Annotated in this window: 20 protein-coding genes; 10 read left to right on the top strand and 10 right to left on the bottom strand. The window is 70.5% G+C overall.

Features of this window, described 5'->3' with window-relative positions; genetic code table 11:
• The first annotated feature begins 44 nt into the window (after positions 1–44).
• Both RWQ91_RS15750 and RWQ91_RS15745 read left to right on the top strand, forming a co-directional pair.
• The gene (locus RWQ91_RS15750; RefSeq protein ID WP_314507978.1) at positions 45–635 is read left to right on the top strand and encodes a dienelactone hydrolase family protein; all 591 of its coding nucleotides are present in this window, start codon (positions 45–47) and stop codon (positions 633–635) included.
• A gap of 108 nt (positions 636–743) precedes the next feature.
• Complete coding sequence (locus RWQ91_RS15745) at positions 744–1,367, top strand: GNAT family N-acetyltransferase (protein WP_314507976.1); 624 nt, start codon at positions 744–746, stop codon at positions 1,365–1,367.
• A 7-nt stretch (positions 1,368–1,374) separates the two neighbouring features.
• On the opposite strand, the gene RWQ91_RS15740 is transcribed toward RWQ91_RS15745, so the two are convergent.
• Together RWQ91_RS15740 and RWQ91_RS15735 are read right to left on the bottom strand one after the other, a co-directional pair.
• Positions 1,375–2,118, bottom strand: a complete 744-nt coding sequence (locus tag RWQ91_RS15740) for a ThuA domain-containing protein (RefSeq protein WP_314507973.1) — start codon at positions 2,116–2,118, stop codon at positions 1,375–1,377.
• A gap of 23 nt (positions 2,119–2,141) precedes the next feature.
• Complete coding sequence (locus RWQ91_RS15735) at positions 2,142–3,185, bottom strand: Gfo/Idh/MocA family oxidoreductase (protein ID WP_314507970.1); 1,044 nt, start codon at positions 3,183–3,185, stop codon at positions 2,142–2,144.
• A gap of 154 nt (positions 3,186–3,339) precedes the next feature.
• Here RWQ91_RS15735 and RWQ91_RS15730 point away from each other — a divergent pair, with 154 nt between their 5' ends.
• A complete protein-coding gene (locus RWQ91_RS15730; protein WP_314507967.1) occupies positions 3,340–4,149 on the top strand; it encodes an MTAP family purine nucleoside phosphorylase in 810 nt (269 codons plus the stop codon).
• Positions 4,146–5,195: an NAD-dependent epimerase/dehydratase family protein gene (locus RWQ91_RS15725; RefSeq protein ID WP_314507964.1), complete on the top strand. Its 1,050-nt coding sequence runs from the start codon at positions 4,146–4,148 to the stop codon at positions 5,193–5,195. Before RWQ91_RS15730 ends, RWQ91_RS15725 begins: the two co-directional genes overlap by 4 nt.
• 1 nt (position 5,196) lies before the next feature.
• Here the strand turns inward: RWQ91_RS15725 and RWQ91_RS15720 are convergent, their stop codons facing one another.
• On the bottom strand, positions 5,197–6,369 hold the full coding sequence (locus RWQ91_RS15720; protein ID WP_314507961.1) for a HAMP domain-containing sensor histidine kinase: 1,173 nt from the start codon (positions 6,367–6,369) through the stop codon (positions 5,197–5,199).
• Positions 6,356–7,096, bottom strand: coding sequence for a response regulator transcription factor (locus RWQ91_RS15715; protein WP_314508043.1), 741 nt, complete (start codon positions 7,094–7,096; stop codon positions 6,356–6,358). Before RWQ91_RS15715 ends, RWQ91_RS15720 begins: the two co-directional genes overlap by 14 nt.
• A 114-nt stretch (positions 7,097–7,210) precedes the next feature.
• Here RWQ91_RS15715 and RWQ91_RS15710 point away from each other — a divergent pair, with 114 nt between their 5' ends.
• The 4 genes from RWQ91_RS15710 to RWQ91_RS15695 are packed head-to-tail and all read left to right on the top strand — an operon-like array spanning position 7,211 to position 9,898.
• On the top strand, positions 7,211–7,867 hold the full coding sequence (locus tag RWQ91_RS15710) for a glycosyltransferase family 2 protein (protein ID WP_314507959.1): 657 nt from the start codon (positions 7,211–7,213) through the stop codon (positions 7,865–7,867).
• Positions 7,864–8,484, top strand: a complete 621-nt coding sequence (locus RWQ91_RS15705; RefSeq protein ID WP_314507957.1) for a DUF2064 domain-containing protein — start codon at positions 7,864–7,866, stop codon at positions 8,482–8,484. The genes RWQ91_RS15710 and RWQ91_RS15705 overlap by 4 nt, the downstream gene beginning before the upstream one ends.
• Positions 8,481–9,185, top strand: coding sequence for a methyltransferase domain-containing protein (locus RWQ91_RS15700; protein WP_314507954.1), 705 nt, complete (start codon positions 8,481–8,483; stop codon positions 9,183–9,185). Before RWQ91_RS15705 ends, RWQ91_RS15700 begins: the two co-directional genes overlap by 4 nt.
• The gene (locus RWQ91_RS15695; RefSeq protein WP_314507952.1) at positions 9,182–9,898 is read left to right on the top strand and encodes an NAD(P)H-dependent oxidoreductase; all 717 of its coding nucleotides are present in this window, start codon (positions 9,182–9,184) and stop codon (positions 9,896–9,898) included. The genes RWQ91_RS15700 and RWQ91_RS15695 overlap by 4 nt, the downstream gene beginning before the upstream one ends.
• Here RWQ91_RS15695 and RWQ91_RS15690 read toward each other — a convergent pair.
• On the bottom strand, positions 9,879–10,382 hold the full coding sequence (locus tag RWQ91_RS15690) for a hypothetical protein (protein WP_314507950.1): 504 nt from the start codon (positions 10,380–10,382) through the stop codon (positions 9,879–9,881). The genes RWQ91_RS15695 and RWQ91_RS15690 overlap by 20 nt on opposite strands.
• Complete coding sequence (locus RWQ91_RS15685) at positions 10,379–11,677, bottom strand: molybdopterin-dependent oxidoreductase (protein WP_314507947.1); 1,299 nt, start codon at positions 11,675–11,677, stop codon at positions 10,379–10,381. Before RWQ91_RS15685 ends, RWQ91_RS15690 begins: the two co-directional genes overlap by 4 nt.
• A 149-nt stretch (positions 11,678–11,826) precedes the next feature.
• Here RWQ91_RS15685 and RWQ91_RS15680 point away from each other — a divergent pair, with 149 nt between their 5' ends.
• Positions 11,827–13,188, top strand: a complete 1,362-nt coding sequence (locus RWQ91_RS15680; RefSeq protein WP_314507944.1) for a hypothetical protein — start codon at positions 11,827–11,829, stop codon at positions 13,186–13,188.
• Positions 13,189–13,206: 18 nt separating this feature from the next.
• Here the strand turns inward: RWQ91_RS15680 and RWQ91_RS15675 are convergent, their stop codons facing one another.
• Together RWQ91_RS15675 and RWQ91_RS15670 are read right to left on the bottom strand one after the other, a co-directional pair.
• On the bottom strand, positions 13,207–14,037 hold the full coding sequence (locus tag RWQ91_RS15675; protein ID WP_314507943.1) for an isocitrate lyase/phosphoenolpyruvate mutase family protein: 831 nt from the start codon (positions 14,035–14,037) through the stop codon (positions 13,207–13,209).
• A gap of 115 nt (positions 14,038–14,152) precedes the next feature.
• Positions 14,153–14,371 carry a hypothetical protein gene (locus RWQ91_RS15670; RefSeq protein ID WP_314507940.1) on the bottom strand — a complete coding sequence of 73 codons (219 nt, stop codon included), beginning with the start codon at positions 14,369–14,371 and terminating at the stop codon, positions 14,153–14,155.
• A 120-nt stretch (positions 14,372–14,491) separates the two neighbouring features.
• On the opposite strand from RWQ91_RS15670, the gene RWQ91_RS15665 reads away from it, so the two are divergent.
• Entirely contained in the window at positions 14,492–15,169 is a 678-nt protein-coding gene (locus RWQ91_RS15665) for a hypothetical protein (protein ID WP_314507938.1), read from the top strand.
• On the opposite strand, the gene RWQ91_RS15660 is transcribed toward RWQ91_RS15665, so the two are convergent.
• Together RWQ91_RS15660 and RWQ91_RS15655 are read right to left on the bottom strand one after the other, a co-directional pair.
• Positions 15,123–16,475, bottom strand: a complete 1,353-nt coding sequence (locus RWQ91_RS15660; RefSeq protein ID WP_314507935.1) for a M1 family metallopeptidase — start codon at positions 16,473–16,475, stop codon at positions 15,123–15,125. The two genes, RWQ91_RS15665 and RWQ91_RS15660, sit on opposite strands and share 47 nt — an antisense overlap.
• Before the next feature lie 10 nt (positions 16,476–16,485).
• Positions 16,486–20,415: a Pls/PosA family non-ribosomal peptide synthetase gene (locus tag RWQ91_RS15655; protein ID WP_314507932.1), complete on the bottom strand. Its 3,930-nt coding sequence runs from the start codon at positions 20,413–20,415 to the stop codon at positions 16,486–16,488.
• Positions 20,416–20,422: the final 7 nt, after the last annotated feature.

Here is a 20,422-nt window from a genome sequence, read left to right as displayed (position 1 = left end):
CTAGATTATTGGATCATTGGTTTGCACGATCGAGGAGTCCCGACATGGCGACAGTTCTGATGTTCCATCACATTCAAGGGTTGACCTCCGGAGTACGCAAGCTCGCCGACGTGCTGCGCACCGCTGGACATGATGTGCACACCCCCGACCTGTACGACGGGCGCATCTTCGACACGATCGATGAGGGTGCCGCCTTCGCACAGAGCGGTGCGGTGGACGGGGACGCCCGTGCCGAAGAGGAAGCGGCGAAGCTTCCGGCGGGCGTGGTCTACCTCGGCATCTCGTCCGGCGTCATGCACGCGCAGCGGCTCGCCCAGCAGAGGAAAGGCGCTCGGGGCGCTGTTCTGCTGGAAGCGGCCATCCCGCTGACGGGCGAGTGGGCGTTCGGCGCATGGCCCGAAGGAGTTCCCGTGCAGATCCACGGCGCAGAGGCGGACAGGTACTTCGCGGGAGAGGGCGACCTGGATGCCGCACGCGAGATCGTCGCCACGGTTCCTGATGCGGAGCTGTTCCTCTACCCGGGCGACGAGCACCTGTTCGAGGACGACTCGCTGCCCTCTTACGACGCCCGAGCGACCGACGTTCTGATGACGCGCGTGCTCGCGTTCCTCGAGCGTGTGGACTCCTCCGCCTGACGCCGCCCGAGGAGTGCTCGGTGAAAGGCGTCGACGTCGCTGGCGAACGTGCTTGTCCGATGTCGGAGCCGGTTGAGAGACTGGCGACACCGAGGTGAGGAGGCCCACATGGCCCGTGACGACATCGACGAGTCACCTGACGCGCCTGCGACTTCGCACGTCATCAAGCCACTGGATGCCGAGACCTTCGCGGCGTGGCTGGCCCTCGCCCAGAAGCACAACGGCGTGTGGGGCGGGTGCTACTGCTCCTACTTCCACGGCGACACCGAGCACACCGTGAAGCGCGAGTACGACGGTCCTGCATTCAAGCAGCGGCTCGTGGCGGAGGGCGTCGCGCATGCGGCGCTCGTGTTCGACGGCGACGATGCGATCGCCTGGTGCGAGTACGGCAGCCCGGCCGAACTGCCCAACATCTACCACCGGAAGCAGTACGACGCGGGCGAAACCTCACTCGCACCGTGGCGCATCACCTGCTTCTTCGTCGACCGCGACCACCGACGGTCGGGGGTGGCCCGGGAGGCGCTGGACGGCGCACTCGACCTGATCGCGCAAGCCGGCGGCGGCGAGGTCGTCTCGTTTCCCAACGAGCTCGCCGAGGGCAAGCGGACCTCGTCGTCATTCCTGCACAACGGCACCAGGGCGATGTTCGAGAAGGCCGGCTTCACCTTCGAGCGTCACATCGGGAAGAGCAAGACCGTGATGCGCAAGACGATCGCACCTGCCGTCGCCTGAGGCCCCGTCACTGAGCGAACCACCCGGTGGAGTGGTATTCCGCGGTGAAGGCGTGCCGCTCGCGATCGGCGGCCGCCCACCGCGCACCGTTGGCCAGCACGCGCTGCACGTCGGGGTGGTGGTACACCGGGAAGTCCTGGTCGCCGGGGGAGAAGTAGAAGACGCGCCCGAGCCCACGGGTATACGTCACGCCCGAGCGGAACACCTCGCCGCCCTCGAAGGTGGACAGGAACACCGTCTCGTCCGGAGCCGGGATGTCGAAGTACTCGCCGTACATCTCCTGCTGCGCGATGTGGATCGGGTGGGGCACGCCTTCGGCGATCGGATGCCGCGGCGCGACCGTCCAGACGAGCTCCCGCTCTCCGTCATTGCGCCATTTCAGTGAGCACGTCGTGCCCATGAGCCGCGTGAAGATCTTCGAGTAGTGGCCCGAGTGCAGCACGAGGATGCCCATGCCGGACAGGACCGCCTGATGCACCCGGTCGACCACGGCATCCTCGACCTGGTCATGGCCGGCATGGGCCCACCACAGCAGGACGTCGGTGCGATCGAGCACCTCTTGCGAGAGGCCGTGCTCGGCATCCTGCAGGGTGGCGGTGGACACGTCCGCACCGGCGCCGAAGTGCCGCCGCAGTCCCTCTGCGATCGTGGTGTGGATGCCGGCCGGGTAGTGGGTCAGGGTCTTCTGGTCGCCGCGCGTCTCGTGGATGTTCTCGTTCCAGACGAGGATGCGCAGGGGCGAAGCAGTCATGGGATCTCGATCCTCTCGAAGGGTCAGGGGTGGTGCACGGTCTCGACCCGGCCGCTGGCCGCCGAGCGTGCAGCGGCCTCCATCAGGGCGAGGCTGCCCAGGTTGTCGCGGCCGGTGCTCTCCGGCGCAGGGCCGCCCTGGATCGCACGCGCGAAGATCCGCAAGCCGGCCGCACGGTCGTAGAGATCGGCGTCGGGGAGGGCGATCCGCTTCGGTCGGCGCTGACCGGGCCGTCTCAGGGTCACGAGGTCTCCGGACGCGTCCTCTACCTCCCCGCCGGACCGGGAGGTGAAGAACAGCTCGCCCTCCTCGCCTTGGATGCTCCACTCGCCCGCCCAGGCGGTCTCGAGGCCGCGGCTGATCCAGCTGCCGCGGTAGCTGACGACCAGGCCGTCCGACATCTCCACCGTGATGACCGCGGATGCCTCCTCGTCGTACTTGCTGAAGGACGGATCGCCGACCTTTGCGAAGACCGTCGCCGCCTCCCGGCCGGTGATCATCCGCAGCAGATCGAAGTGGTGGATCGCCATGTCGCCGATGAGCGGATGCGGGAAGGCGTAGTGGCGATGGGTCGCCCGGGGGGCGTCGTTGTCCCACCGGCGGAAGTCGATGTTGATCGCGGACAGTTCGCCCAGCGTGCCGTCCGTCAGCAGATCCCGGACGACGTGCGGCGCGGGATAGTTGCGATAGTTCTGACTGACCTGCAGTGTGAGCCCTTTCTCCTCCGCCCGGACGACGGCGAGAAGAGCCTCCTCGACAGTGCCGGCGAGCGGCTTCTCGACGAGCACGTGCCTGCCCGCATCCAGGGCCATCAGGGCGAGCGGGACATGGGTGGCCACCGGAGACGTGATGATGACAGCGTCGGCCTCGACAGCCGCCAGCGCGGCGTCCAGGGCGCCGAATGCGCGTGCTTCGGGCACACCGATCGCCGCCGTCACGCTCTGGAGCGTCTCCGGGTGCGGATCGACCACGGCGACCACGTCGACCTCGGGCACGGCCGGGATGGCGGTGCGGGCCCAATTGCCGCCCCACCCGCCGAGACCGGCGTGGATGACTCGTACGCTCACTCGTTCCGCCCTTCGTGTCGTGGCTGTTCCATCCTCACCCATGCGACGCACTTCGCGAGGCGGCCAGAGCCTCCGTCGGCATCCCCGGCCGAACGTCACCAACACGTAAGGACCGGTCCGCGCCCGCTTGCGCAGCCGCTGACAGGGTGGATGGGTGCGCACAGATCATCACGGCCCCCTCACGGTTGCCGTCATCGGCGGCTCGGGTCTGTACGAGCTGTTCGAAGACGGTCTCGAGCGGCGCATCGACACGCCCTATGGCACGCGTGTCGAGGTGACGATCGGCCGCATCGGGGGCCGGGAAGTGGTGTTCCTTCCGCGTCACGGACGCGACCACTCCGTGCCTCCCCACCGGATCGATGCGCGTGCGACCATCTGGGCGCTCGCGAGCCTCGGCGTCCGTGCGCTGATCTCCACGGCGGCGGTGGGCTCGCTCCATGCCGCCCTGACGGTCGGCACGATCTGCATCGCCGACCAGCTCGTCGATCGCACGCACGGACGCGCCGATACGTTCTTCGACGGCGCGGTGGTCCGGCATCTTCCCTTCGCCGACCCGTTCGGCGGTCGACTGCGGACACAGGCGCTGGCGGCCTGTCCGGAGGCCGTCGACGGTGCCACGGTGCTCGTCGTGCAGGGGCCGCGCTTCTCCACTCGCGCCGAATCCGAGATCAACCGCGCGAACGGGATCGACGTGGTGAACATGACGCTGTATCCCGAGGTGGCCCTGGCGGCGGAGCTGGGGATCGACACGGTGGCGCTGTGCCTGGTCACCGACCTGGACAGCGGCGAGTCCGCCGAGGACGCCGTCACCGCAGAGGCGGTGTTCGCCGTCCTTGCGGAGGCCCGACCTCGTCTCGTCTCGGCCGTCGCGCGCATCGTCGCCGCGGTTCCGGCGGACTACCTGGGCCGCGACCTGCTGGATCGCGACGCGATCGAGCAGGTCCTGCGGGCTCCGGTGCGATGAGCCGGGTTCTCGTCACGGGAGGCGCGGGTTTCATCGGATCGCGCGTCGTCCTCCACGCCCTGCGCGAGGGCTGGGATGTCCGGATCCTGGATTCCCTGACGCCCGACGTCCACGCCCGGCCGCCGGACGTGCCTGCCGGAGTCGAGCTCGTGCGCGGCGATGTGAGCGACGGGCAGGCCGTGCACGGATGCCTGGCCGGTGTGGACGTGGTCTGTCATCAGGCCGCCAAAGTCGGCATGGGCGTCGACTTCTCCGATGCCCCGGACTACATCGCGGCGAATGCGCTCGGCACCGCCGTCGTGCTCGCTGCGATGGCGCGCGCCGGCGTCGGCCGGCTCGTCCTGGCCTCGTCCATGGTCGTCTACGGGGAAGGGCGGTACGTGGGTCCGGACGGCGACGCCCTGCCCGCGGCGCGCCGCCAGGACGATCTGCGAGCCGGCCGGTTCGAGCCGCGCGACCGCGTGACGGGCGGATTCCTCTCGCCCGCCCTCACCGACGAGGACGCGCCGCTGGACCCTCGCAGCGTCTATGCGGCGAGCAAGGTCGCGCAGGAGCACCTCGCGGGGGTCTGGGCCGCCGAGACCGGCGGGTCCGTCGCGATGCTCCGCTATCACAACGTCTACGGACCCGGCATGCCGCGGGACACCCCGTATGCCGGGGTGGCCGCGATCTTCCGTTCTGCGCTCGAGCGCGGCGACCGGCCGCGCGTGTTCGAAGACGGGGGTCAGCGCCGGGACTTCGTGCACGTCGATGACGTGGCGGCGGCGAACATCGCCGCTCTGGCATGGACGGCGGCGGCGCCCCCTGCCGTCGCCCGGGCGTTCAACATCGGGTCGGGGACGGTCTCGACGATCCTCGATGTGGCGACGCAGCTGAGTCTGGCGCACGAGGGTCCGGCGCCCGTGGTCACCGGAGAGTTCCGGGCCGGGGACGTGCGACACATCACGGCGTCGTCCGCCCGAGCTCGGGCGGAACTGGGCTGGGCGCCGCACGTCGATCTGGGCAGCGGCATCCGCGAATTCGCCACGGCGGCGCTGCGCGACTGACTCAGGCGAAGGACGTCTCGGGCTCGCTCGCCCGCGGCAGAATCAGATCGAAGCGGCACCCGCCCGGAACGTTGCGGACGGTGACCTCGCCCTGGTGGGCGGCGGCGATCCCGCGCACGATGGCAAGCCCCAGGCCGGCCCCGCTCGACCGGGACGGGTGGGTCGTGCTGGGCGAAGCGGGCTGGGGCGTGCGTGCGGCTTCGCCGCGCCATCCCGGGTCGAAGACGCGGATCAGGTCCTCCTCGTCGATCCCCCCGCCGGCATCGATCACCGCGATCGATGCGCGGCCGTCGACGACGGACGCCGACACCGTGATCGGGGTGCCCGGCGGTGTGTGCTGGATCGCGTTCAGGAGGAGGTTGCTGACGGCACGCGACAACTCGCGGGGATCGGCACGCACGAACACCTCGCCGCCCAGATCCGATTCGATGCGGATGTCGCGCCCCTGGGAGATGGGCCGAAGGTCGGCGACGGAGTCGGAGATGACGTCGTACAGCGAGATCTCCTCGAGCCGCAGTCGCAGCGCCCCGGAGTCGATCTTCGACAGCTCGAACAGGTCGTCGACCATCGCGGACAGGCGGGAGACCTGTTCGCGCATCTGCCGGTGGTAGCGCTGCGGGTCGCCCGCGACCTCGTCCTCGAGTGCCTCGGCCATGGACATGATGCCGGCGAGCGGCGTGCGCAGGTCGTGTGCGATCCAGGCGACCAGCTCGCGCCGGGACTCCTCGATCCTGCGCTCGCGGTCCTTGGACTCGGCGAGCTTGGCGCTGGTCGCCACGAGCTCCCGGGCGAGAGCCGTCAGCTCCGCCCCGGACTGCCGGCCGACGGCATCCACGCGTTCTCCCGCGCCGATGAGGCGCGCCGCCCGCGACAGGGAGCGCGCATTGCGCACCACCACGGTGCCGAGGGTGGCCGCCAGAGCGAGCGAGACCACGCTCGAGATCGCGGCGACGTTGAGCGCAACGGTGAGGTCATGCTCGGAGATGTACATGAGCGACGACGCGCCGATGATGCTGAGCACGACCGACATGAGCGCGGCCGCCACGAGGATCAGCACCTGGACGATCAGGGAGGACCGGCGCAGCGCCCACAGGAGCAGCATCGCCGTGCCTCCGACGGCGAGGGTGATCGCCAGGGTGAGCCCTGCCACCTGCGCCAGATCAGGCCAGCTCATCTGCGGTCTCCTCGATGTCGATGCGGTAGCCGATGCCCCACACTGTCGTCAGCAGCGTCGGTCGGGTGGGATCGGCTTCGATCTTCTCGCGCAGCCGGCGCACGTGCACGGTCACCGTCGACAGATCGCCGTGCGTCCATCCCCACACCGTCGAGAGCAGCTCCTCCCGGCTGAACGCCTGACGGGGGTGCTTGACGAAGAACGCGAGCAGGTCGAACTCACGCACGGTCAGGTTGAGGAGCCTGCCGTGCAGCAGAGCCACACGGGCCGCCGGATCGACGTGGAAGGGCCCGCGATCCAGCGGCGATTCGGGGGCGAGATCGGTCAGCGACCGGCGCAGGATCGACTGCACCCGCAGCACGAGCTCGCGGGGCGAGAAGGGCTTCGTGAGATAGTCGTCGGCACCCGCTTCGAGCCCGCGGATGCGGTCCTCTTCGCTTCCGAGCGCAGTGAGCAGGATGATCGGCGTCGCGCTGACCAGCCGGATCCGCCGGCATGCTTCGATACCGTCGATCCCCGGAAGCATCCTGTCGAGGACGATGAGATCGGGGGCGATCGCGCGCTCCGCCTCGATCGCCGCGAAGCCGTCCGAGACACGGTCGACCACGAATCCCGCCGAACGCAGGTACTCGGCGACGACCTCCGACACGGTCGGGTCGTCGTCCACGACCAGGACCCGGCGGTCGATGAGGTCCTCATTGCCCAGCGTGCGCGCGGGTTCCGGGATCACGCCCTCAGGCTACGCCTGACAGCGGCGGCCCGATCGGCCGGACCGTCACCTGTTCGTGTTCCGTAAGACTTGGCCGACGACCCCGCGCGGCCGCGCGCCTACCGTCGGAGCATGGCCCAGGTCGATCTCGTGCTCCCCTGTCTCAACGAGGCGAAGGCGCTGCCCTGGGTCCTGTCGCGTGTGCCGAGGGGCTACCGCGCGATCGTCGTGGACAACGGCTCCGTCGACGGGTCGGCCGAGGTGGCGCGGGCCGCGGGGGCGACCGTGATCGCGGAGCACGCGCGGGGTTTCGGGGCCGCGGTGGCCGCGGGGGTGGATGCCGCCACCGCGCCGATCGTCGCGATCTGCGACGCCGACGCCTCGCTCGATCCCGCGGAACTGCCGCGGCTGGTGGGTCTGCTCGACCGCGCCGACCTCGTGCTCGGTCGCCGGGTCCCCACCCATCGATCGGCGTGGCCGATGCACGCGCGCGCCGCCAATGGGTGGTTGTCCGGCCGCATCTCCCGCGTCGCCGGGGTGCGCGTCACCGACCTCGGGCCCATGCGCGTGGCACGCACGGAGGCGCTCCGAGGGCTGGAGCTGCGCGATCGGCGCAGCGGATACCCGCTGGAGATGGTCCTGCGCGCTGCTGCGGCCGGATGGCGCATCGCCGAGATCGACGTCCCCTACGCGCCACGCGTGGGCCGGTCGAAGGTCACCGGCACGGTGCGCGGCACCGCGACGGCGGTCTACGACATGGGCCGGATCCTGCGGGAAGCCCGGGCATGAGCGCCCTCGTCGTCATCGCCAAGGAATGCATTCCCGGCCGGGTGAAGACGCGCCTGCATCCGCCGTTCTCGCTCGAGGCGGCCGCGGCCATCGCGGCCGCGAGTCTCGCCCAGACGCTGGATGCCGCGCGCGAAGTGCCGGCACAGCGCCGCATCCTCTACCTGCAGGGCCGGGCCGCCGGGATCCCGCACGCCGGCTTCGACGTCATCCCGCAGCCGGAAGGCTCGCTCGCGGAGCGGCTCGCGGCGATCTTCGACCTGCTCGATGAGCCCACGCTGCTGATCGGCATGGACACCCCCCAGGTGCGGGCTGCCGACCTGCGATGGCCCGACCGTGCCGACGCGATCGTCGGGATCGCCGCCGACGGCGGCTTCTGGGCGCTGGGCATGAGCCGGCCCCGTGGCGACGTGATCCGCGGTGTGCCGATGTCGCAGCCGGACACCGGGGCACGCCAACTCGCCGCCCTCGCCCGGGCGGGGATGAGCGTCGAACTGCTTCGCACGCTGCGGGACGTCGATCTCGCCGATGACGCCCGTGCCGTCGCAGCGCAGCTGCCCGCTTCGGGTTTCGCCCGCGCGGTGGCCACGGCGTCCGCGGGGTCGCAGGTGAGGGCATGAGCACCGTCGTCTCGTTCGGAGCCGGTGGCGAGGAGCCGTACGCGCTGGTCCTCGGCGGGGGCGGCGGCACCGCGCTCGCCCTCCGAAGGATCGATGACCCGGGCGGCTCGGTCGAGATGGATGTCGCCGACTGGTGGTCCCCGGCGAGCGAGATCGACCTCGGAGTGCTGGCGCGCGTCCAGGGCCCTCTGCTGGACATCGGGTGCGGACCGGGTCGCATGGTGCGGGCTGCAGAGGCGCACTCGCTCGCCGCGCTCGGCATCGACGTGTCGGCCCACGCGGCGGCCCTCGCCGGCGCGGGCGGCACCCCCGTGCTGCGGCGGTCGGTGTTCGATCGGCTGCCCCTCGAGGGCCTGTGGGGCACCGCGCTCCTGATGGACGGGAACATCGGCATCGGCGGCGACCCGGACGCCCTTCTTGCCCGCTGCGCGGAGCTCATCGCCGAGGACGGCCGCATCGTCGTGGAAGTGGACGCCGACCCGGATCTTTTCGACTGCGCCGAGTACACGGCCGTGGGTCACGGGGGCAGGGAGAGCGCACCGTTCCCCTGGGCGCGCGTCGGTTCCGCCGCGCTCGCTCGTCTGGCAGCAGGCAGAGGACTTGCCGTCGACGACGCCTGGGCCGCGGGAGCGCGTCGCTTCGTCGTGCTGCGGCGCAGACGGCCCGCTGCCCGCACCACCCACCGATCGGAGAAATCATGACTGACACATCTGTCGACCACAGTGACCTGGTCGCCGTCTACATCAACTGCACCCTCAAGCGGTCGCCGGAGGTGAGCAACACCCAGGGGCTGATGGATCGCAGCATCGCCCTCATGAGATCCCAGGGCGTGGAGGTCACCTCGGTCCGGCTCATCGACCATGACGTCGCGACGGGGGTCTACCCCGACATGAGGGAGCACGGCTGGGCCGAGGACGCGTGGCCCGATGAGATCTGGCCGCTCGTCGACGCGGCGGACATCCTCGTCATCGGTGGGCCGCTGTGGCTGGGTGACAACGCCAGTGTCACTCGGCGTCTCATCGAACGCCTCTACGCCATGAGCGGTCTGTTCAATGACAAGGGACAGTACGTGTACTACGGCAAGGTGGGCGGCACGCTCATCACCGGAAACGAGGACGGCGTCAAGCATGCGGCGATGGCCAACCTCTACAGCCTCCAGCACGTCGGCTTCACCATCCCGCCCGCAGCCGACGCGGGCTGGATCGGCGAAGTGGGTCCGGGGCCGAGCTACCTCGACGAGGGCTCGGGCGGTCCGGAGAACGACTTCACCAATCGCAACACGACCTTCATGACCTGGAACCTCCTGCACATGGCACGCCTCCTGAAAGACGCCGGCGGCATCCCGGCATACGGAAACCTGCGCGGCGCCTGGAACGACGGCGAGCGGTTCGGCTTCAATCCGGAGTACCGCTGAGGCGGCGCTCGCGCCCACGACGCGCGAGCCGGGAGTGCAGAACCACTGCCGCGGTCGTGACGACAGCCAGCGCCACCAGGAAGACGGCGAGGTTCGCCGCGTAATCCAGCGGCAGCACGCTGGGATTCGCCGTGCCGACGGCCTTTCCCACGATCTGGGGCACGACCACCAGGGCGACGATCGCGCCGACGGCCAGCGCGCACTGGACGATGACGATGGATGCGGCCGGTCTGCTTCGGCGCACTCGTCGCCCCGCGAAAGCGACGGCGAAGACGAGCCCGACGATGAGCACATCATGGACCAGCAGTGCGAGCACCAGCCACGCCACGATCGCCGGATACTGGCGCGGCGGGATGTCGGTGATCAGCACGAGAATCCCCACAGCGGTGAGCAGGATGCCGCCGCCGATCAGGATCGCGCGGACATCGGCGAGGGTGAAGAAGGTCGACCATCCGATGCGGGGGGCTGCCCCGGTCCGGCTCATGCGAGCACCTCGATCCGGTCGAGCCATTTGGTCTGCAGCACGCCGGGCCGGCCCGGGGCGATGATGCGCGCGGGGTAGCCGTGGTCGATGTCCAGCACCTCGCCGTAGAGCTCCAGCGCGACGAGCGTCAGAGGATCGCGCGCGAACTCCGGCTGCATCTGCGTGACCCCGAAGTTGCCGTGCGTCTGCAGACTCGTGATGCGCACGTGGGCATCACGCGGCGCGCCCACGGCGTCCAGCAGATCGACGAGCCGCGGACCGCGCCACGGCGCGTCCTGGCTCCAGCCCTCGACGCACGCGATGGGCAGGACGACGTCGTACTGCGGAAGGGCCGACAGCCGCGCACGGGTGAAGACCTGACGGGCGGCTCCGTTCACGACGGTGAGGGTCCACTCGGACGCGATGGCCGTCGCGGTCACGCCGGCGGCCTGAGCCGTCCGATTCACCGGCAGCCCCTGCGCGCCGACACCCATCTTGCGCGGCGCGAACACGTTCACCGGGTCGAGGAGGCGCAACGACTGCCCGGCCGTGAGCACCACGACGCTGCCGACCGCGCCGGCGACCGCGATCAGCAGCCCGCGCCGGCTCGTGGCAGCGGCAGCGTCCGGGTCGAGCGGTGCAGGGCTGCGGTCGATCCACGCGAACATGCGACCGGTCAGTCCCGCCGACGGCGCTCGGCCGGTGAGCCGCTGAAGCTCGTCGGGAGCATCGAGCCCGGCATCCGCAGGCACGCCCCCGCGAACCGACCCTTCTTCGTCGTACGCGTCCCGCTTGCGCCAGTATCGCGCGATGACAGGCAGCTTCACGCCGATGTGGATGGCGAGCGAACCCACGACGATCCACGCCAGCGCATAGTGGGTGAGGCGGAACGAGAAGCCGAACACGCGGTACAGCTGGTAGGTGTTCAGCAGCCCGGTCGTGATCAGCACGAGCGAGGCGGCCACGAACACGGCGATCGATGCGCGCTCGAGCAGGTGAGCGGCCGAACGCACCGGGGGACTCTGGAAGAGCTCCGGAAAGATCGTGTACAGCTTGGCCAGCAGCAGCGGGAAGCAGGCGATTCCCACAGTGACGTGAACGCCCTGTGTCAGCTGGTACAGCCAGACGGGTCGGGTGGGCAGGATCAGCCACGCCACCGGGTCCTGCAGCAGATGACTGTAGAGGCCGGACGCGAAGCACACGAGGAAGGCGAGTGCGAGGATCCGCCCGATCACGACGGCCATCCGGGGGTTGCGTGCCGGCGCGCCGACCGTGTGCCTGAGCTGGTGGAGGATCCGCTGGATCCGCGCCGTCACGTGCATCTCGTTCCCGTCGTCGTGCAGACTCTAGGTCGCCGGTGCCCGGCCAGGAGCTGATCACATGTGACGAAGCGCGGACGCTTCACGTTCGAGATCCGTAACATCTTGCTCCGGACGCGCGGTGGCCGTCTGCCTAGCCTCGAGTTGTGACGACTGAGCGCTTCGCCGCGACCTCCGCGCGCACGAGCGGACGCTCGGCCGCGCCGTGGATCGGACTCGGCGCGGCGCTCGTCCTCATCTCTCTGGCCGTCGCCGTGCCTGCGGTTCTGGGAATCGACGTGCACGTGCGCTGGTTTCCGCCGTTGCACGCTGAATGGATGCCGCGCATCGGCCTGGGCACCCCCGCGGCCATCGCGCTCGCAGTGCTGGGCATGGTCTTCGGGGTGGACCTCGCCCGCAGGCTGACGTGGAGGATGCTGCTGCTCGCGGCGTTCGGCACGAGCCTCGCGTGGATGCTGAGCCTGGCCACCGTGGACGGGCTCGCCGGCATCGGCGTGATCCTCGACACGCAGTACGAGTATCTGCGGACGGCGCGCGCGGTCACCGACGTGGGCGCGCTGCTGCGGAGCTACATCGCCCATATTCCGCTCGACTCCGTCGAGAACTGGCCCGTGCATATCGCCGGTCATCCACCGGGCGCCGTGCTGTTCTTCGTCCTGCTCGCGCGCGTCGGGCTCGGCAGCGGGATCGCCGCCGGGCTCACGGTGACGATCATCGCCGCGACGACCTCGGTCGCGGTGCTGATCCTGCTGCGGCGACTGGAAGCCGAGGCGTCTGCGCGCCGCGCGGCGCCGTTCCTCGCGCTCGGCCCGGCGGCGATCTGGATGTCGGTTTCGGCCGACGCGGTGTTCGGGGCGTTCGCCGCGTGGGGTCTCTGCCTGCTCGCCTGCGCGGCCACCGCGCGCACGCGCGCCCGCACGGCGGCCTGGGCCGCGGCATCCGGTCTGGTACTCGGCTGGTGCGTCATGATGTCGTACGGCCTGCCGCTGCTCGCACTGCTCGCTGTCACTGTGCTGCTGCTCACCGGGCGGTGGAGCGCCCTGCCCTGGGCGGTCGCGTCGGCGTTGCTCGTCGTTCTGGCGTTCGCGATGGCGGGTTTCGCCTGGTGGGAGGCGTACCCCGTCCTCGTGGACCGGTATTGGGCGGGCGTTGCCATCAACCGGCCCTTCGCCTACTGGGTGTGGGCCGACCTCGGCGCGCTCGCCGTCAGCGCCGGGCCGCTGGTGGGCGCGGGCGCCGCGGCGGCCATCGCCCTGCTGCCACGGCTGCGGACGCTGTCAGCGGGGGAGCGGGTGACCGTCGCGCTGACCGTCGCTGCACTCGCCACGGTGCTCGTCGCAGATCTCTCGGGGATGAGCAAGGCCGAGGTCGAGAGGATCTGGCTGCCCTTCATTCCCTGGCTGCTGCTGGGGACGGCGCTGCTGACCGATCGCTGGCGGCGCTGGGGGCTGGCGGGCCAGGTCTGCTTCGCAGTAACCGTGCAGCACCTGCTCGCCACGGGGTGGTGACCTGCGCGAGCCGGTCAGTCACTCACTGAATCGACGCTGGAGATCGGCGTACCCGATCGCGCCGTCGAGGAACCCCAGAGTGCCCGATGCGCGCAGTTCTTCGCCCGCACGCTGCAGGGCCGTCAGGGCGACCCGGGCGAGGCTTCCTCCGAGGCTGACCCTTCTCACGCCCAGCGAGAACAGCGTCGGCGCATCCACGATGTTCGCCGCAAGCCCGGCGACGATGTTCAGCGGAGCGGGGATGGCCTGGGCGAGCCGGCGGATGGTGTCGGTGTCGTTCACGCCGGGGACGAAGACGCAGTCGGCGCCCGCCTCGATGTAGCGCAGCGCACGCTCCACCGTTGTCTCGAACGGGTCGTCCGCGCCGCCGGCGAAGTAGGCGTCGGTGCGCGCGTTCAGGACGAAGCTGCCGGAGGGTGCGGCTGCTCGCGCGGCGGCGAGTCGGTCCGCGGCTTCGTCGATCTCCAGCAGTGCGCCGTCGATGGCGTCCTCGAGGTTGGCGCCCACGACTCCCAGCTCCACCACGCGCGCCACCACACGGCCGACCTCGGCGGGTGTCGCACCGTACCCGGACTCGAGGTCGGCGCTCACCGGCACGGCGACGGCGTCGACGATCCGGTGCAGGCTCTCGAACATCGTCTCGAGCCCGAGCTCGCCTCCGTCCGGGATGCCGAGCGACCACGCGATCCCTGCGCTCGTCGTGGCGATGGCAGGGAAGCCGACCTGTTCGAGGATGCGTGCAGATCCCGCATCCCACGCGTTGGGGATCACGAAGCCGGGGCCGTCGTGCATCGCGAGGAAGGCGGCGCCTCGCTCGGCTGCGGCCGCCTCATCGTCGGATGCGGGCATGCCTGTATTAAGTGCGGACGCCTCGGCGTTCGTCAAGAGGCGCGGCGACGCAGCGCACACGGAATCGGCGGCTCGGAACGGGGGTTCCGAGCCGCCGAAGCGAGAGGGCGGGCTGTCAGCTGTCGCAGGCAGCGTGCGCGACGGCGTTCTTCCCCTGTCCACCGAGCGCCTTGACGGCCTGGCCGACGTTGTCCAGACCGAGGAGGCTTTCGGTGTTGATCATCTTGTGAATGCCACCGAAGCAGGCGGCGTCGGCGGGGGCAGCGCTGGCGCTGGCGCTGAAGCCGAAGACGGAGAGGGCGACGACGGATCCGATTACGAGAATGCGCTTCATTGGACTTTCCCTTCTGATGCCGGGTGCGTGTCACCCGCCATGATGTCTTTCTCCGACCGGCGTGGTTTTGGATGCACGTCGCCGAACTTTCTGCGCACGCCGCGAACGTAGGCTGACGCCATGACCGGTGGGTTCACGCATTTCGCGGCGCTTCGCATCGCCTGGGCCGACGCCGCGGCATCCACCGATCCACCCGTCGAGGTCCTCCATGGGCTCGGCCCGACGCAGGTGCACCGGTACCGGGCACTGCAGGCAGACGCGGCCCGGCGATTCCTCGTCGGTCGGGCTCTTCTCGTGTCGGTCATCGAGGAGATGACCAGCGCCGAGGATCTGACACTCTCCACGTTCTGCGAGCGCTGCGGCGGGGACCATGGCCGACCCCGGCTGGAACGCGCACCGGTCGCGGTGAGCATCAGCTACGCGGGCACGATGGTCGCGGTGGCAGCCGGCCTGCACGTCGATGCCGTCGCGGTCGGTGTCGACCTCGAGGTACTTCCCGCAGGGGGAGCGTCGCAGCCCCTGCACACGTTGGACCGGCTGTTCCTTCCGCACAGCCCTCCCGACACGGCGGGCTGGTCGCTCATCGAGGCAGCCGTGAAGGCCGACGGCCGCGGTCTGACGATCGACCCTGCCGACGTGGTCGTGGGAGATGTCGGAACGGGGACTTCTCCCCGATGGCGAGCTGTCCGGATCCCGGGTCGCCTCGACCCGGTGGATGCCGCCGTCGCGAGTGGCCCGCCGGGCTTCGTGCTCAGTGCAGCGATGGTTCCGGCGGCGGGGGAGCGGCATCCCGCCTGACGCCCGCTGGGGGGCGGGGGAGCGCCGGCAGCGCGGGCAGGTCGAGCCAGGCGTGCATGAGAGCCGCGATGGGCGCGTCCGCCATGTCTTCCGCCAGCGCGATCAGGTCGGCGGTGGTCGCCGTGGCGGCGCGATAGGTCCGCGCCCATGTTCGCAGCAGCGTGAAGAACGCGTCGTCCCCGAGCGTGAGGCGCAGGGCGTGCAGCGCGAGCGCGCCGCGTTTGTAGACGCGGTCGTCGAACATCAGGTCCGGTCCCGGATCCGAGAGCACGAGGTCCTGGGGGAGCGCCCTCAGCCGTGCGTGGTGGGCAACCGCCTTCTGGTCGGCGGTGGGACCGCCGGACCGCTCCGACCAGAGCCATTCCGCGTAGCAGGCGAAACCCTCGTTGAGCCAGATGTCCTGCCATCTCGCCACGCCGACGCTGTTGCCGAACCACTGATGGGCCAGTTCGTGCGCCACCAATCTCTCCAGGCTGCCGGACCCGTCGATGTGATTGGCGCCGAAGACCCCGATGCCCTGGGCCTCCAGCGGGATCTCGAGGTCGTCCGCGGTCACGACGACGGCATACTCGTCCAGCGGGTAGGGGCCGAAAAGCTCCACGAAGACAGCGACCATGCCCCGCAGGTCGGCGAAATCGGAGTGCACCCGCGCGGCGAGTGCGGGCGGGTAGATCAGTCTCCCGCGCGGTCCACCCAGAGCGACCGTCTCCTCGGTGTAGCGACCGACCTGCAATGTCATCAGGTACGTCGGGGTGGGTGCGTTCTGCTCGTAGGTCCAGGTCGTCTTGCCGCCCTGGGTGGCGCGCCGCGTCCGCAGCCCGCCGGCCACCACGGTGTAGGCGCGGTCCGTGGTGAAGGTGACGCGGGAGGTGGGCTTGTCCGCCGGCACGTCGTTGCAGGGGAACCAGGTCGGCGCCCCCGTGGGCTGCGAGGCGGTGAGCACTCCGTCGGCGAGCTCCTCCCAGCCGATCGTTCCCCACCGCGAGCGTCGTGGCCGGGGAGCGCCGGCATAGGCGACGGTCACTTCGAAGCTCTTCCCTGCCGGAAGCGCCGCCGGCAGCGTGATCCGCAGCTTGCGGTCGCTCTGGTGGAAGCTCGTCGTCCGGGATCCGGCGAGCGTGACCTTCGACGCCCGAAGGCCCACGAGGTCGAACGACAGTGCCCGCGTCGGGAGCACGGTCCGACCTCGGATCACGGCTGTGCCGGTGAGTCGATTCGTGCTGACCCGGTAATCGAGGGTCAGCTCGTAGTGATCGACGCGGATGCCGGCATCACCGCTCTGGGGGGTGTACGCGTCCGCGCTCATCGGGCGCAGCTCATTCGTCGGCAGACTGGTACGCCCGCACCTTGACGGCCCGCCACGGCCCGATCGGATTCCCGCTCCACCGGCTGCCCACGGGCACCGACTCCCCGCGCATCACCAGTGAGGCGGGACCGACCGTCGCGTTGGCGCCGATGTTCGCCGCGGGAAGGATCACGCTGTGCGGGCCCAGAGTCGCGCCCGCTTCGATCGTGACGGTGTCGATGCTCATCACCCGATCATGGAACAGATGCGTCTGCACCACACATCCCCGATTGACCGTCGCTCCGTCCCCGAGGGTGACCAGGTCGGGCTCGGGCAGCCAGTAGCTGTCGGTCCAGACGCCACGTCCGACTTTCGCGCCGAGCGAGCGCAGCCACATGGCGAGCGCGGGCGTCCCGGCGGCCGCATTGGCGAACCAGGGCGCGGCCACCATCTCGGTGAAGGTGTCGGAGACCTCCGTGCGCCAGACGAAGCTGGACCAGAGCGGATGTTCGCCCACACGGATGGGACCCACGAAGAGCCACTTCGCGATCGTCGTGATCGAGGCCGCCACCGCGCCGGCCGCGAGCAGCACCACTCCGGACAGGAGGACGGCGGCAGCGAGGCCCCACGTCTCGATCAGCCAGCCGAGCGTGAACACGACAGCGAGCGCGAGTGCGCAGGTGACGAAGACCGGGATGATCCGGCACAGCTCCCAGAGCGCACGCGCGACCCGCAGCGCCCGCCGGGGGCGGTACGTGCGCTCGAGGTCGGCGTCGTTGACGACGCGGCGCAGCCGCACCGCGGGCGAGCCCAGCCACGACGAACCGGGTTTGGACTTCTCGGGTGCGACGGACAGCACGGCCACGAGGCCGTCGCGCGGCACGCGGTGCCCGGCTGCCGCCATGCCGGAGTTGCCCAGGAACGCACGCTTCCCGATCCGCGCCGGACCCAGGCGCATCCACCCGCCTTTGAGCTCGTAGGTGGCGACCATCGTGTCGTCGGCAAGGAATGCCCCGTCGTCGATCGTCGTCAGCGACGGAATGAGCAGGACCGTGGACGCTTCGACGTCGTGCCCGACCTGGGCGCCGAGCAGGCGCAGCCAGACAGGCGTGAACAGGCTCGAGTACAGCGGGAAGAGCATCGTCCGCGCAGAATCGAGGAGGCGTTCGGTGGTCCACGCCTGCCAGGCGACGCGGCCGCGGATCGGATGGACGCCCTCGACGAGTCCGATCGACAGCACCCGCACGAGCAGAACGACGGCACCCGCGAACGCGACCCCCACGACGAGCGCTGCGGGGACGAGCCAGGCGAGCGCGGCCGGGATCGCATCGACGATCGAACCGGCGCCGCGGATGCCGAATCCCAGGACGATGCCGCCCGCCGCGATGGCGAGGAACGGCAGCAGCCCGAGCGCGGCCGAGGAGGCGCCGTACGCCCACAGCCAGCGCTTCGGCGCCGCAGGGCGCTCGGGTGCAAGGGGACTCGAGGTTCCGCCGACGCGAACCGCGGGGGAACCCGCCCACAGCTGCCCCGCGCGAACCCGCCCGAAGACCGCGGAGCCGGGGGCGATCTCCGCGCCGCGGCCGATCCGGGTCCCGGGCGCCAATGTGCTGCGCGTGCCGATCGTGGCGCCCGCGCCGATGGCGATGCCGCCGATCCGGACGGTGTCGCCGTCGATCCAGTAGCCGGACAGGTCGACTTCGGGCTCGATCGCGGCGCCCTCGGCGATCTCGAGCATGCCGGTGACCGGCGGAAGCGAGTGCAGGTCGACGTTCGCCCCGAGCTTCGCGCCGAGCGCCCGGGCGTAGTAGCTCACCCACGGCGCTCCGGCCAGCCCGACCGGGTCCACCTGGTGGGCGACCTGCTCGGCCAGCCACAGCCGCAGATGCACCCCGCCGCCGCGCGGGTAGTCGCCCGGGCGGAGGCCGCCGAGCAGCAGCCGGGCGAACGCCGCCGCGGTCGCCATCCGGCCGAAGGGGGTGACGAACAGCAGCAGGCCGAGCAGGATGAGCCAGAGCGGGGCTTCGGGGAGGAAGTCGAAACCGGGAATCAGGCGCAGCACCCAGCTCGCCGTCAGCAGCCATGCCGTCCAGCGAAGGCCGGCCAGAACGAACAGGGGCACGCCGGCCAGAGTCTGCACCCACTGCATGATCGGAGGTGTCGGGCGCGCCACGCTGAACGTGTTGGGCATGTCGTCGAGCTCTGCCGCCTCCGCCTCGACCGCGTCGGCCATCCGCTTCAGCCGGGGAAGGTCGTAGACGTCGGTCATCGTGAATTCCGGCGCGCGGGCGCGGATGCGGGAGACCAGCTGTGCCGCGGCCAGTGAACCGCCCCCCAGCTGGAAGAAGTCCGCCTGATCATCGGCGGGGCGGATCCCGAGGACGGCCAGCCACTGCTCCGCCAGCCAGGCGGCGGTGCCCGACAGGCCGGAGTCGCCGGCTCCCGTGTCGGTCAGCGGCCAGGGCAGCGACGCTTTGTCGACCTTGCCGGAAGTTCTGACCGGGAGGTCTTCGACCACGGCGAGGAGCGGGATCAGCGGGGCCGGCAGGGTGTGGGCGAGTTCGGCGCGAGCTGTCTGCCGATCGAATCCTTCGGCGGGGACGACGTATCCCACCAGCAGCGGGATGCCGGCCTCGGAGCGCTGCACGACCACTGCCGCAGCGGACACCGCGCTGAGCGACTGCAGAGCGGACTCCACCTCGCCGAGCTCGATCCGCCTCCCGCCGACCTTGACCTGGTCGTCCGCCCGACCCTGGAACAGGAGGCCCGCAGGGTCGAGACGAACCAGATCGCCGGATCGGTAGGCGCGGTTCCAGCCCAGGCTGGGCATCGGCGCGTACTTCTCGGCGTCCTTGGCCGGATCCAGGTACCGGGCCAGACCGACGCCGCCGATGATGAGTTCGCCCACCTCGCCGTCGGCGACCCTGGTTCCCGACGCGTCCACGACCGCGAGTGCCCACCCGTCCAGGGGAAGCCCGATCCTGACGGGGCCCTCGCCATCCAGGAGCGCCGCGCAGGCGACCACCGTTGCCTCCGTGGGGCCGTAGGTGTTCCAGAGTTCGCGACCCTCGGCGACGAGGCGGCTGACCAACTCGGGCGGGCACGCCTCGCCGCCGAAGATGAGCAGCCGGACATTCTCGATCGCGTCCTGCGGCCACAGCGCCGCGAGAGTCGGCACCGTCGAGACGACGGTGATGCCGTGCCCGACCAGCCAGGGACCGAGGTCCTCGCCCGAGCGCACGAGCGCCCGGGGAGCCGGCACCAGGCAGGCGCCGTGGCGCCACGCCAGCCACATCTCCTCGCAGGAGGCGTCGAAGGCGACGGACAGGCCGGCCAGCACACGATCTCCCGGCGCGAGCGGCGCGGACCGCAGAAACAGACGCGCCTCCGCGTCCACGAATGCCGCCGCGGACCGATGGGTGACCGCGACGCCCTTGGGCACCCCCGTGGATCCGGAGGTGAAGATGATCCACGCGTCATCGTCGACGGCCGGCGGCGGAAGGGCGGGGATCGCTCGGGAACTGGGGTGCGGCGCTTCTCCGAAGAACAGGTCCGGCGCGGGGCGCCGGCCGACCGAGCCGGTCGGCTCGAAAGAGCCCCCGCCGGTCACGACGCCCGCCACCGCGGCTTCGCGGAACACGAGTTCCGCCCGTTCGGCAGGGTCGTCGGCATCCACCGGCACGTAGGCTGCCCCGGCCGCCATGATCCCGAGGATGGCGATGTACAGATCGCGACTGCCCGAGGGCATGTGGACGCCGACGCGGTCACCCCGGCGGACACCGTGCTCATGAAGCCGGGACGCGGTTCGGCCGACATGGGCCAGCAGCTCGGCGTAGCTGAGGGCCCCTTCCGCGTCCTCGATCGCCGAGGCCTGCGGGTACCGGGCGGCTGTCGTACGCAGGATATCGATCAGCGTCCGCGGCGCGGGCGCGGCCGACGACAGATCGAGGTACTCCTGCATCGACCGG

It is taken from the genome of uncultured Microbacterium sp., assembly GCF_963524805.1.
GTDB lineage: Bacteria > Actinomycetota > Actinomycetes > Actinomycetales > Microbacteriaceae > Microbacterium.
The sequence above is the reverse complement of the archived record's forward strand: the minus strand, read 5'-3'. Positions and strand labels throughout refer to the sequence as shown.

What these genes read in the sequence shown, in the direction of transcription:
- RWQ91_RS15705 (WP_314507957.1), top strand. Translation starts at nt 7,864, where the DNA reads ATGAGCGCCCTCGTCGTCATCGCCAAGGAATGCATTCCCGGCCGGGTG.
- RWQ91_RS15660 (WP_314507935.1), bottom strand. Translation starts at nt 16,475, where the DNA reads ATGAGCGCGGACGCGTACACCCCCCAGAGCGGTGATGCCGGCATCCGC.
- RWQ91_RS15700 (WP_314507954.1), top strand. Translation starts at nt 8,481, where the DNA reads ATGAGCACCGTCGTCTCGTTCGGAGCCGGTGGCGAGGAGCCGTACGCG.
- RWQ91_RS15750 (WP_314507978.1), top strand. Translation starts at nt 45, where the DNA reads ATGGCGACAGTTCTGATGTTCCATCACATTCAAGGGTTGACCTCCGGA.
- RWQ91_RS15675 (WP_314507943.1), bottom strand. Translation starts at nt 14,037, where the DNA reads ATGCCCGCATCCGACGATGAGGCGGCCGCAGCCGAGCGAGGCGCCGCC.
- RWQ91_RS15665 (WP_314507938.1), top strand. Translation starts at nt 14,492, where the DNA reads ATGACCGGTGGGTTCACGCATTTCGCGGCGCTTCGCATCGCCTGGGCC.
- RWQ91_RS15710 (WP_314507959.1), top strand. Translation starts at nt 7,211, where the DNA reads ATGGCCCAGGTCGATCTCGTGCTCCCCTGTCTCAACGAGGCGAAGGCG.
- RWQ91_RS15740 (WP_314507973.1), bottom strand. Translation starts at nt 2,118, where the DNA reads ATGACTGCTTCGCCCCTGCGCATCCTCGTCTGGAACGAGAACATCCAC.
- RWQ91_RS15695 (WP_314507952.1), top strand. Translation starts at nt 9,182, where the DNA reads ATGACTGACACATCTGTCGACCACAGTGACCTGGTCGCCGTCTACATC.
- RWQ91_RS15725 (WP_314507964.1), top strand. Translation starts at nt 4,146, where the DNA reads ATGAGCCGGGTTCTCGTCACGGGAGGCGCGGGTTTCATCGGATCGCGC.
- RWQ91_RS15720 (WP_314507961.1), bottom strand. Translation starts at nt 6,369, where the DNA reads ATGAGCTGGCCTGATCTGGCGCAGGTGGCAGGGCTCACCCTGGCGATC.
- RWQ91_RS15690 (WP_314507950.1), bottom strand. Translation starts at nt 10,382, where the DNA reads ATGAGCCGGACCGGGGCAGCCCCCCGCATCGGATGGTCGACCTTCTTC.
- RWQ91_RS15670 (WP_314507940.1), bottom strand. Translation starts at nt 14,371, where the DNA reads ATGAAGCGCATTCTCGTAATCGGATCCGTCGTCGCCCTCTCCGTCTTC.
- RWQ91_RS15745 (WP_314507976.1), top strand. Translation starts at nt 744, where the DNA reads ATGGCCCGTGACGACATCGACGAGTCACCTGACGCGCCTGCGACTTCG.
- RWQ91_RS15655 (WP_314507932.1), bottom strand. Translation starts at nt 20,415, where the DNA reads ATGCAGGAGTACCTCGATCTGTCGTCGGCCGCGCCCGCGCCGCGGACG.